Origin of the sequence: Microbacterium sp. WCS2018Hpa-9 (assembly GCF_031843745.1) — a bacterium.
GTDB lineage: Bacteria > Actinomycetota > Actinomycetes > Actinomycetales > Microbacteriaceae > Microbacterium.
This window is the reverse complement of sequence record NZ_JAVTIY010000008.1, coordinates 93,942-103,843: the sequence shown is the minus strand read 5'-3', so window position 1 is coordinate 103,843 and position 9,902 is coordinate 93,942. Positions and strand designations below refer to the sequence as shown.

The following is a 9,902-nucleotide window of genomic DNA, read 5'->3' as shown; positions in this document are numbered from 1 at the left end:
CGATCACTCCTCGTCGGTGCTTCCGGTTTCCAGCGGCTCCACCAGCCGCTCGACGACTGCCTGCACGGACTCGTGACCGCGGAACACGTTGATGGACAGCTTCGCACGAACCCGCAGCGTGGTCGCACCGCGCTCGGGGTTCTTCGCCAGCGATTCGAGCGCATCCAGGTGCTCAGCGGAGTTCCACCAGAGCAGCTTCATCCCGATCGGCAGGATGATGCGGATGTGCTTCTTGTCCTTGCCGAGGAGCCCGATCGCAGATCGCGTGAGATCGATGACCAGCTCGATCTCCGGCCGCGGGAATCCGTGGCCGTAGGGAGTGAGGGTCTCGATCCCGACGACGAGCTCCATGAGATCTTCGAGGTCGGTGAGGCCCGCGTCGCAGTCGGGCGAGGGTCCCAGCACCAGGTCGGCCTTGTCGGCTTCGCTGAGTTCCCCGCTGAGCACCATCCGCGCGTGGATGGACGACGCGGTGTCGTTCATCACTTCCGCGAAGGTGACCAGTTCCTCGAGGTTCGCCGCGCGCACACCGCACGCGTGTTCGTGCCCGACCGCAGTGAATCCCAGCGGGGTCATCGTGGAGATGATCGGGAACCACTCGGGCGATCGTGCTGAGCCACCGCACGGCGCTGACGGATCCATGGTGCGCTGAACGACGACGGTCGGACGACCCGTATCACGCATCACGTCAGACGCGATGAGGCCGAGCATGCCCGTGGGAGCGTCGGTGAAGAAGACGCCCTTCTCCTCGAGCGGCTGCGGCTCATCCCAGAGACGGTCGATGTAGTACTCGCTCATCTCCTTGCGCTTCTCGTTGACCGCGATGACTGCCTTGGCGTGCTCGAACTTCTCGTAGGCCGAGGCGGCGGTGAAGACGCCGAACGCGTCGTGCATCGAACCTTCGACGCGACGAATCGCGTTGAACGCCGGGGCAAGGTAGAAGGCGTAGAACTCCTCGTCCAGCTCCGAGATCTTCTGGAGCTTCCCCGCCTTGAATGTCGGGTTTCCGGCGTAATCGAGGACGGGTTCGCCCTTGTCGTCGAGTACCGGCTTCCGGTGTTCCTTGAACGCGCGCATCATGAGAGCGAAGCCCTCGAACACCGAGACGAACGCCGGGTGATGCTGCTGCGATCGCAGCAGCATGAGGAGCGTGCTCTGGTTCACGTCGTACGGCGTGGTCTCGTCGTCCTCCGGGAGGGGCACGTAGAGCAGGCGCGCCAGGGACAGCGAGTCGCGGACCATCTTACGGTTCTCGTAGAAGAGCGGCATGACGTCGGAGACGGTGCCGATTCCCGCGAAGAGCTTGAGCTTGGCGATGCTGCTGAGCTTGTCCGGCGCGTAGTGGGTGGCGTACGCCGTGAGGACCTGGTGGAGCACGAACGCCCCGCAGATGCCCTCGTGGGCGTACGTCTCTGAGATGCGCACGGGGTCGACGGCGATGTCAGCCACGCTGCCCGGCGGCAGCTCCATGTGGTGATCGGTGACGAGGGTGATGAGCCCGAGGTCACGAGCCTCCTGGATGCCTTCGTTGCTGTTGATGCCACCGTCGCAGGTGATGATGGCGCGGGCGTCGGGGAACTGGGCGCGCAGCTCGCGAACAGCCTCGACAGTGACGTCGTGACCGCGGCGGTAGTCGGGGACGTAGAGCTGAGCGTCGAAGCCCATCTCGTTGAGTCCGGCCCAACCGAGCACACCGGAGGTGATGCCGTCCATGTCGTAGTCGGGCAGCACCACGATCTGCTCGCCGGCGAGGCGGATGCGGTGCAGTTCCGCAGCCATTCGGTCGACGTCCTTGAGCTCGTCGTGACTGGGGTCGTTGATCGAGAGGAGGAAGTCGGTGGTCCAGCCGCGGTTCTTGCACAGGATGGCGAAGAGCGAGTTGTCCTCGAACCCTCCGAAGTCGGGTTCCGCCACGGCGGTGGTTCCGGGTTCTCCGGGGTCTGTCATGGTGCTCCTTCGCGGAAACAGGTAGAGGTGTGGGTGCACGCACAACGGCGCCGCACCCCGATGTGGGATGCGGCGCCGTGATGCGCGTGGCGTCAGGTCAGACGGATGCTCCGTGCTCGGAGACGTGGATCACGATGCGCTCGTAGGATCCGTCGTCGAGTCCGCGGAGACCTCGTTCGGGCGGGAGCACGACGGTGAACTCGCGGTTCGTCTCCTGCAGCTGGGTGATCGCGACACCCGAGATCGTCTCGGGGCTGAAGTCGATGAGCTTCTCGTCGCTGCCGACCATCGCCGGGATGAGCATCACGTTGGCGTCGATGGCCCCGATCTCTGCGATCGGTACCTCGACCACGCTCGAGGCGAGGGTGCGGAGACTCTCGGCCTTGTCGGTGAGCGTCTTGAGCGTGATGCCGTCTGCGAGAGATGCCCAGCTGCCATGCACGGTGGGAGCAGCTTCGGCGAACTCACCATCCTGGCCGTAGTCGAGGGCATCGAACGGGATGCCGGCATCGTAGAACGCCTGAGCGACCGTGATACCCGCCACGCTGGACAGGTCGACGAGTCCGCGCTGGATCTCGAGGGACTCGATGACCTTCTGGACAGTTTCCTCGAGGAGAAGGTCCGTCGCGCGCGGATCGGCGAAGAACGCGAGCGTTCGCTCCGTGGTGATCGTCTCGTTGGTGGATTCCTGTTCGTCCGTCACTACGGCTCCCTCTCTCGGCGTGGTGGCCTCATCGTGTGGGGCCGCATCCCAGTCTGGAGCATCGGATGCCTCGGACTCGAACCGCGCTGGATCGGTCATGCGCTCTCCTCGCCCGTGAGGGGCAGGATGAACTCGTACCAGCCATCGCTCTGCACCTCGGGGGCGTCGAGGAAGGCCCAGATGTCGTTGTCGACTCCGATCGCCTGGATTGCCTCCTGGGCGTTCACGATCGCGCGCACCTGGTCGTCCGAGAGGTCGTGCGTACCGTCCTCTGCGATGTCGAGGTCCTGGACGCCCGGCTGCGCCGCAGTCAGCTGTCCGAGGTAGTACTCGTCGGTCTCCCAGTTTCGGATGAACACCGCGGTGGATCGCTGCAGGAAGACAGCGTTGAGCTCGGCGCGGGCCTGCTGAACTCGGATGTGGTCAGCGACCCGCTTCGTCTCGGCGAGGTGGGTCTCGACGAGGTTGCGCGCCATCTTGATCTCCGTGAGGGACGGGTTCGGGATCTCGATGAGTACAGACATGGTCATGCTCCTTGGTGGGTCGTGCGCGCGATGGCGCTCATTCGGTGTCCCACCGTGGCTTCGAAGCCGTTGTCGGTGGGGGAGTAGTACTCGGTGCCGAGCATCTCGTCGGGGAGGTACTGCTGGGCGACGATCCCGTGCGGGAAGTCGTGTGGGAAGAGGTATCCCTGGCCGTGGCCGAGCGCCTTGGCGCCGGGGTAGTGCGCATCGCGCAGATGCATCGGTACGGACCCGGTCCGCCCCTTGCGGACGTCAGCGAGAGCGGAATCGATCGCGGCGATGACTCCCGGAGACTTCGGCGCCGTGGCGATCGCGATCGTCGCCTGGGCGAGGTTGATGCGCGCCTCTGGCATCCCGATGAGCTGGACGGCGGATGCCGCTGCTACGGCGATCGGAAGAACCGTGGGATCGGCCATGCCGACGTCCTCGCTGGCATGCACGACCAGCCGCCGGGCAATGAAGCGCGGGTCTTCGCCGGCCTCGATCATGCGCGCGAGCCAATGGATCGCACCCTGAGGGTCGGATCCGCGCATGGACTTGATGAACGCGCTGATGATGTCGTAGTGCTGGTCGCCTTGGCGGTCGTATCGCTGGATCGCGGCACCCGTGGTCTGTTCGACGGTCTCGACGGTGATGCTCGAGGCGCCGCTTGCGACTGCGGTCGCAGCTGCAGTTTCGAGACGACTGAGCGCCTGGCGGACATCTCCGCTGGAGAGGTCAGCGAGGATCTCCAGGACTTCAACCTCGGCAGTCACCTTGTCGGCGAGCTCGGGGTCATCGCGCAGTGCTCGCTGAAGCAGCACGACGATGTCGTCCTTCTCCACAGGTCGGAGTACGAGAAGGATCGACCTCGATACGAGCGCCGCAATCACCGAGAAGCTCGGGTTCTCCGTCGTCGCGCCGATGAGAGAGATGAGGCCGGTTTCGACAGCCGGGAGGAACACGTCCTGCTGGGCCTTCGAGAACCGATGGATCTCGTCGAGGAACAGAAGTGTAGATACACCTTCCGCCCGGTCTTTCTCCGCAGCCGCGAGCACCTTGCGAACATCGGCGACGCCGGCGGAGGTGGCGGACAGCTCGACGAACTTCCGGTTCGTGGTCTTGGCGATGACGCTGGCGATCGTGGTCTTGCCGCATCCGGGAGGCCCGTAGAGCAGCACGGAGGCGCCACCGTCACCTGTCGTGAGCAGCTGCAGCGGCGATCCTTCGAAGGTCAGATGATCTTGCCCGACGATCTGGTCGAGGGATTGTGGACGCATGCGCGCCGCGAGGGGTTGGGTGGTCACGCGATCCGCCTTTCGTCAGGGGGAGGTGTCTGAGGTCTACGCCATGCTTATGGGATGACGGGAAGCGCAGACCGAGGTGTCGCCGGTGAGTCCGCTCGGCGAGAGTATGAGCGACGCACGAAACGGGATGAGCGCCGCGTATTGCAGCAGAAAGCCGACATACACGCGCGCTGGGGCGATGGACTCCTTGGCCGCTTCGTCGCTGCTGTGACGGTCGACGACACACCCCGATCGAGGACCACGGTGTGGGCAGTCGGTGCCGCTGGAGAAGAAACCGTTGCGGCGATGCTCGACTCCATAGAAACGGGCACGGCCTTGCACGATCGAAAGATCCCGGGCAGTCGCGCGAACATCGACCACATCTTCGTCTCGCCACGCGGAGTGTGGGTTGTCGACGCAAAGAAGTACGTAGGCAAGCGTCCGAGGTTGTCGCACGAAGGGGGTGTTTTCGGCTTCGGGGGCACCGAGCGCCTTCGGATCGCAGGCCGCGCGAGCGACCGTCTCGTTGACGGCGTTCTCGGGCAAGCACAACTCGTGACCGCGGCGCTGGGGCACTCAGTGCCCGTCTCCGCAGCGCTCTGCTTCGTGGACGCAGATTGGCCTCTCTTCGGAGGAGCCTTCACCGTTCAAGGTGTCTTTGTGGGAAGCCCCAAGATGCTGAGGAAGCGGCTGACCTCGCAAGAGGGCGATGAACCAGTCATCGACGTCGATTGGGCGTCCGCTCGCCTGGCCCGTATGTTGCCGTCTGCCTAGCTCCTTGGAAGGAGGTCGAAACCGCCGCGCCGGCGCTCAGCCTCTCTCTCCCGGACGGCGGTAGCCGTCGGCTCCGCCAGATTCTCGATGAGCTTGTCGAGCTGCGCATAGCCGTCCCCCTCGTTGAGGGTGCCGGCGCCTTCGATCTCGAAGTAGAGCCGGGCCATCTCGCCTTCTCCGATGTCGTGTCCGACGATCGTGGGGTTGCCGAGGGTGGACCAGTCCCATCCCTGGATCCCTGACTCCCAGTCGCCGTTCTCGTGATCGGTGATGACTTCGAAGGAGACGAGGAGGGTGCTGGAGGACACCAGCTCCGTCACGATGGCGTCGGCCAGCTGCGCGGTGCCTCCGGCTTCTGCGTTGCTGATCACCCCGATGAGCCGGTCGCGCAGAGATGGGTGGCTCGGGTCTTCCGTGGCGGGCAGCGTTTCGCTGACGATCACGGGTTGGTCGAGCGGGTACTTCAGATCGCCGTGCTCGGTTTCGATGACGATGATCAGGTCGTAGACGTCGACCCGAAGAATGGCAGACCGTCCCCCTCGTCGCCCGACGAGCGAGAGGGCTCCGTGCGCGGGGTTCTCAAGAAAGGCTGCGAGGTCCCCTGCGTGGATGTGGTGCTCGATGCGGGGCATGAGGTGCTCCTGGGTGGTGTCAGGCCCGGAGGGCGCGTATGTCGTGCTCGGACAGGTCTACGGTGCGAACGACCTTGGTCCCGAGGTCGGTGACCCTGAACACACATGCGTCACTCTCGGTGGTCGAGGTACGCCCGAAGACGTCGGCCCAGATGGTTGCTGCAGCCTGTTCGGGCGTGAAACCTTCGGCGTTGATCGACCATTCGATGAGGTACTCGTGCTCGGAGTCAACGGCGGACTCTTCACTGATCGTGATCTCCAGGTCGGGCTCGAGATGGACGGTGCCGTGCTCGGTCTCGATCCCGATGGTGTCTCGGATGACATGCGACTCCTCGACGTCCCCGGTGATGAGGGCCAGGCCCCCGTGGTCTCCGACGAGGCTGATCATTCCGCGCTGGGGATCGGCGACGATCTCGCCAAGGTCGCGGACGAGGACTGTGTGCGGGGTGCGGATCATGACGATGCTCCAGGTTCGGTGAGGCGGCCGCGTGGCGGTGCCTACGGGTCTGATGGGTTCTGAGGGTCCGATGGGCACTTGACCCACAGTTCGGCCCCGACGCGCGCGAGGGTGCTTCCGCCGATGTGTCGGGCGGGCACCATGTCGCCTGCGGCGTGGGAGGAGGGGCGCTTGGCCGCCGCGTCGAGCGCTACCCGTTCGTTCTCGAGCCGGGCGATCTCGGCCGCCTTGTGCTCCTCCACGCTCGGGTGAAGCGTCGGTGTCGATCTCAGCAGTTCGATGATTTGCTCGGGACCATGGTCCGGGAAGTGCCGCGCGGCCACCTCGGCAGGACGGAAGGCGTAGCCGTCGGTTCTCACGAAGATTCCGATGGCGTCACGGCGAATGCGGCGGAGGTTACCCACGGGCGTGGGCGATCGTTCTGTCAGCGAAGTCAGCACGAGTGGCGAGCCGTAGGTATCGCCAGCCTCGCCCCTCGGACAGTGCGGGCGACATCTTGCACTTGTAGTCGATGTAGAACAGTTCCTGCGCGGTGAACTGTGAGAGGCGACTGTCGATCTGATCTTCGCGGATCAGCGAAGATCCGACGGCCTCGCTCAGCGAGAACGGGTCGAGCCTCTTGACGTAGCGGTGGCCGTCTGAGACCCGCTCCACGACGGCCAGCAGCGGCTCGACGCCTACGGTGTCCATGAAGGTGTGGGAGCCGACCTTCAGCCCGTAGGTGTCGTTCAGCACGCTCGCCAAGACGAGCGGGGTGCTTGCGGATCGGATGCTCGCGACGAGCGTGTCTCGCGCCCGGTCGAATGTGGTCTTCGCCATGGTTCTCCTCGTGTGGTGGGGGTGGGATCAGCAGCGATCGAGCGCCTCACGGGCCGCCGACTCGTCGTCTGCGCCGGCTGTAGCGATGAACACGAGGGTGCTCGTGTCGAAGCTGTCTCCCGTGAATGCGCCGACGACGCGGCAGAGATCTTCGTCGTACTCGCCGTACTGATCGGCGAACTCGGAGGCGGCCATCTCCGTGGCTTCGTTCGCGCTGAGAGCTTCCACGAGGCGAACCTCGTGGTCATCGCCTTCCACGACCCAGACGTTCGGGTTCTCGGCGGGTGCGTGCGTGGTCATGCGGAGTCTCTCTGGTCGTTGATCGCTCGGCGGTCGTGAGCGGTTCGTGTGCCCTTCTTGGGGGCGGGCACGTGAGGCTGGGTGGTGTTCGAGCTGCCGATCGCGTGCTGCGTCCGGTTCCACTCGGGGTTGGCCCAGCGATGGGGGTTGCGGTTCTTGGAGCCCATCGCCGGGCCTCCCTTCGTGTTCGTGGTGATGTGCGGGCGTTTAGCCTCGCTGCCACTCAGGCAGCGATCGCTCTTCGACGGGGATCCCGAGAGCCTTGGCCCTGTCGATGCTCTGCTGCATCGCGGGGGTGATGCCTCGATCGGTGTAGACCACGATGGACTCCACCAGCGGGAACCAGCTCTGGCCCGCAGCGACCCCGAGGGCCTGCTCGGTCGCGTCGGCTTCGTCGAGAACGAAGGTCTGCGTGTACAGCAGGTGGCTGGCCATTGGGGCCTCGCCTCGCAGAAGCGAGTCGCGAAGGGCGGCTCGACCGTAGAGCTGGTTGTACTTCGCTCCCGTCGAGGATCCGGTCGAGTACGGAGATTCGATGGCCACTCGCGTCAGATGGGGCGCCTCGGCCTCCGCGGCAGCGGCGATCATCGCGGCGCCGCGGATCGCGACGTCGCTCAGAGTCGGGGGCGCGATGAAGGTGGGGGTGCTCACGCGAGGTGTCCCTTCTTCTTGGTCAGGGCGACCCAGCGCTGGGCGTCGTCTCGCTCCAGGCCGAAGCTGCGTGCGACAGCCTGTACCGGGAAGTCCCCGACGAGGCGAGCGAGTCGGTAGATGACCCCGGCGGTTTCGAGGTGCTCGTCACTCGGCTCGAGGCGAATCTTCTCGCCCACGGCCCGGCCCGCAGATCCGCGGAAGTAGCTCTTGACCGCGGCGCGTCCGGTGAGCTCGGCGTTCTTCTCGCTGAGCGCGCTGCGAAGCGCATCGCGCCGGACGCTTCCGATCCGCATCTTCGCGAGACGTGTCGGGGTGATCGGCACATCGGGGTGCTCAGCGGTGAAGTGGATGGTGGTGTAGACGCCGGACTTCACGTCATGGCTGAGACGGAACGAGAGGGCTGGCCGTTCGGCAGTACCCTTCACGCTGAGGCTCAGCAGGGATGGTGCGGTGATGGTGGGGCTGGACATCTGGTCCTCCTTCGGACGATGACGCGGTGGATGTTCGCGCCGACGTTCGGCGCAGGGGAGTGGTTCGTGATGGTCAGTCGGTTCCGTTGGCTCGGCGCTCGAACCGGTCGAGCTCGCGGTTGCGGCGTCGTCGGCCACGGGAGTTCTTGGTGAGGTTCGGGCAGCAACCGCAACTGAGCCAGTCGCTCTTGCGCCGCCTGTGCCCGCCGCGCTGGTCGCGATCGTCATGGGCCATGGGTGATCTCCTTCGATCGAGGACACCGGGTCCCCTCAGCGCGCGGCCGAAGGAACCCGGTCGGTCCGGGTCAGGGTGTTGGTTCAAGCAGTGCGCGCACGTCGGCGCGCGAGGCGACGCTGATCGCACCCTGCTCTCGCACGAGGAAGTTGCAGCCGGCCGATGCGGGGGCATCGTCGGGACCTTCTACGGCAGCGACGGGGATATCCAGGAGGGCGGCGTGACCAACTACGTTCAGGTTCGACGACCGCATGCCCGCCTCCACGATGACGATCGCGTGCGAGTTGGCTGCGAGCAGCCTGTTCCGGGCGAGGAGTTTCCACCGGGTAGCGGTGGAGCCCGGCGACTGTTCGGTGACGATGAGTCCTGTCTCCGCCAGTCGGCTGAACAGCGCCTCGTGTCCGTACGGGGTCAGACGGTCGAGTCCGCCGGCGAGGAATGCGACTGACGGTGCGTCGACGGCCAGGGCGGCTCGCGCAACGGCGGCGTCGATCCCGTACTGACCGGAATGGTTCACCACCACACCACTTGCGGCGAGGTCGGTGACGAAGTGGTGGGCGCGCCGCTCACCGTCCAATGTCGCAGCCCTCGCGCCGATGACCGCGATGCGTCGAGGTGCGTTCAGGAGCTCTGCGGCACCGAGCGTCCACAGCAGCAGCGGTCGGTGGTTGCCGAGAGCATCCATTCCAGTCGACCACCCTGCATCACCGGGGAGGATGAGACGGACACCGATCAGGTGGGAGGACTTCACTATCGCGGCCGCGACCTCTGCCGTTACGGCGTTGCTACGCCAACGCGGGATCTTCTCGATCAGCTCACGGGAGTCACGAGCGCCGGGAGTGCGCACGCCAGGCTGCAGCACGGCCCGGAGAGCTTCTGCGGCGCCGCGCTCGGCGATCAGCGCACCGACCTGTGCGTCGTTTGCATCGGCGATCATCGACCAAGCAACCCGGGCGACGGCGTCTTCGTTGTCGTCGCGCCCTGGGCGCAGAATCTCGAGAGCGTCGCGAACGTTCTTCTGGCTGATGATGTCGTCGAGCATGATGTTCCGTTCGTCAGGGTCGCGGCTATGCCGGGGGCGACCAGCAGAAGACCCCCTCGACTTGTCAGCCGAAGGGGTCG

The 9,902-nt window shown here is 65.5% G+C and carries 15 protein-coding genes; 1 reads left to right on the top strand and 14 read right to left on the bottom strand.

The window, feature by feature from the left end:
- Window positions 1–3: 3 nt before the first annotated feature.
- The 4 genes from RQG82_RS16590 to RQG82_RS16575 form a co-directional block, all read right to left on the bottom strand.
- A complete protein-coding gene (locus RQG82_RS16590; protein ID WP_311245326.1) occupies window positions 4–1,947 on the bottom strand; it encodes a DHH family phosphoesterase in 1,944 nt (647 codons plus the stop codon).
- 97 nt (window positions 1,948–2,044) lie between these two features.
- On the bottom strand, window positions 2,045–2,749 hold the full coding sequence (locus RQG82_RS16585; RefSeq protein WP_311245327.1) for a hypothetical protein: 705 nt from the start codon (window positions 2,747–2,749) through the stop codon (window positions 2,045–2,047).
- A complete protein-coding gene (locus RQG82_RS16580) occupies window positions 2,746–3,174 on the bottom strand; it encodes a hypothetical protein (protein WP_311245328.1) in 429 nt (142 codons plus the stop codon). Before RQG82_RS16580 ends, RQG82_RS16585 begins: the two co-directional genes overlap by 4 nt.
- Window positions 3,175–3,176: 2 nt before the next feature.
- On the bottom strand, window positions 3,177–4,460 hold the full coding sequence (locus RQG82_RS16575; protein ID WP_311245329.1) for a replication-associated recombination protein A: 1,284 nt from the start codon (window positions 4,458–4,460) through the stop codon (window positions 3,177–3,179).
- A gap of 54 nt (window positions 4,461–4,514) precedes the next feature.
- Here RQG82_RS16575 and RQG82_RS20175 point away from each other — a divergent pair, with 54 nt between their 5' ends.
- Window positions 4,515–5,213: a nuclease-related domain-containing protein gene (locus RQG82_RS20175; RefSeq protein WP_396653632.1), complete on the top strand. Its 699-nt coding sequence runs from the start codon at window positions 4,515–4,517 to the stop codon at window positions 5,211–5,213.
- On the opposite strand, the gene RQG82_RS16565 is transcribed toward RQG82_RS20175, so the two are convergent.
- From RQG82_RS16565 to RQG82_RS16520, 10 genes are all read right to left on the bottom strand, one after another.
- On the bottom strand, window positions 5,210–5,845 hold the full coding sequence (locus tag RQG82_RS16565) for a hypothetical protein (RefSeq protein WP_311245331.1): 636 nt from the start codon (window positions 5,843–5,845) through the stop codon (window positions 5,210–5,212). The genes RQG82_RS20175 and RQG82_RS16565 overlap by 4 nt on opposite strands.
- A 19-nt stretch (window positions 5,846–5,864) precedes the next feature.
- Window positions 5,865–6,302, bottom strand: coding sequence for a hypothetical protein (locus RQG82_RS16560; protein ID WP_311245332.1), 438 nt, complete (start codon window positions 6,300–6,302; stop codon window positions 5,865–5,867).
- A 41-nt stretch (window positions 6,303–6,343) separates the two neighbouring features.
- Window positions 6,344–6,661: a hypothetical protein gene (locus tag RQG82_RS16555; RefSeq protein ID WP_311245333.1), complete on the bottom strand. Its 318-nt coding sequence runs from the start codon at window positions 6,659–6,661 to the stop codon at window positions 6,344–6,346.
- A gap of 37 nt (window positions 6,662–6,698) precedes the next feature.
- Window positions 6,699–7,121, bottom strand: coding sequence for a hypothetical protein (locus tag RQG82_RS16550; RefSeq protein WP_311245334.1), 423 nt, complete (start codon window positions 7,119–7,121; stop codon window positions 6,699–6,701).
- Between the two features lie 27 nt (window positions 7,122–7,148).
- On the bottom strand, window positions 7,149–7,421 hold the full coding sequence (locus RQG82_RS16545) for a hypothetical protein (protein ID WP_311245335.1): 273 nt from the start codon (window positions 7,419–7,421) through the stop codon (window positions 7,149–7,151).
- Window positions 7,418–7,588 carry a hypothetical protein gene (locus tag RQG82_RS16540; protein WP_311245336.1) on the bottom strand — a complete coding sequence of 57 codons (171 nt, stop codon included), beginning with the start codon at window positions 7,586–7,588 and terminating at the stop codon, window positions 7,418–7,420. The genes RQG82_RS16545 and RQG82_RS16540 overlap by 4 nt, the downstream gene beginning before the upstream one ends.
- A gap of 40 nt (window positions 7,589–7,628) precedes the next feature.
- Window positions 7,629–8,072: a hypothetical protein gene (locus RQG82_RS16535; RefSeq protein WP_311245337.1), complete on the bottom strand. Its 444-nt coding sequence runs from the start codon at window positions 8,070–8,072 to the stop codon at window positions 7,629–7,631.
- On the bottom strand, window positions 8,069–8,545 hold the full coding sequence (locus RQG82_RS16530) for a hypothetical protein (RefSeq protein WP_311245338.1): 477 nt from the start codon (window positions 8,543–8,545) through the stop codon (window positions 8,069–8,071). Before RQG82_RS16530 ends, RQG82_RS16535 begins: the two co-directional genes overlap by 4 nt.
- A 73-nt stretch (window positions 8,546–8,618) precedes the next feature.
- Entirely contained in the window at window positions 8,619–8,780 is a 162-nt protein-coding gene (locus tag RQG82_RS16525; protein ID WP_311245339.1) for a hypothetical protein, read from the bottom strand.
- A 70-nt stretch (window positions 8,781–8,850) separates the two neighbouring features.
- Window positions 8,851–9,822, bottom strand: coding sequence for a DNA-processing protein DprA (locus RQG82_RS16520; RefSeq protein WP_311245340.1), 972 nt, complete (start codon window positions 9,820–9,822; stop codon window positions 8,851–8,853).
- Window positions 9,823–9,902 lie beyond the last annotated feature (80 nt).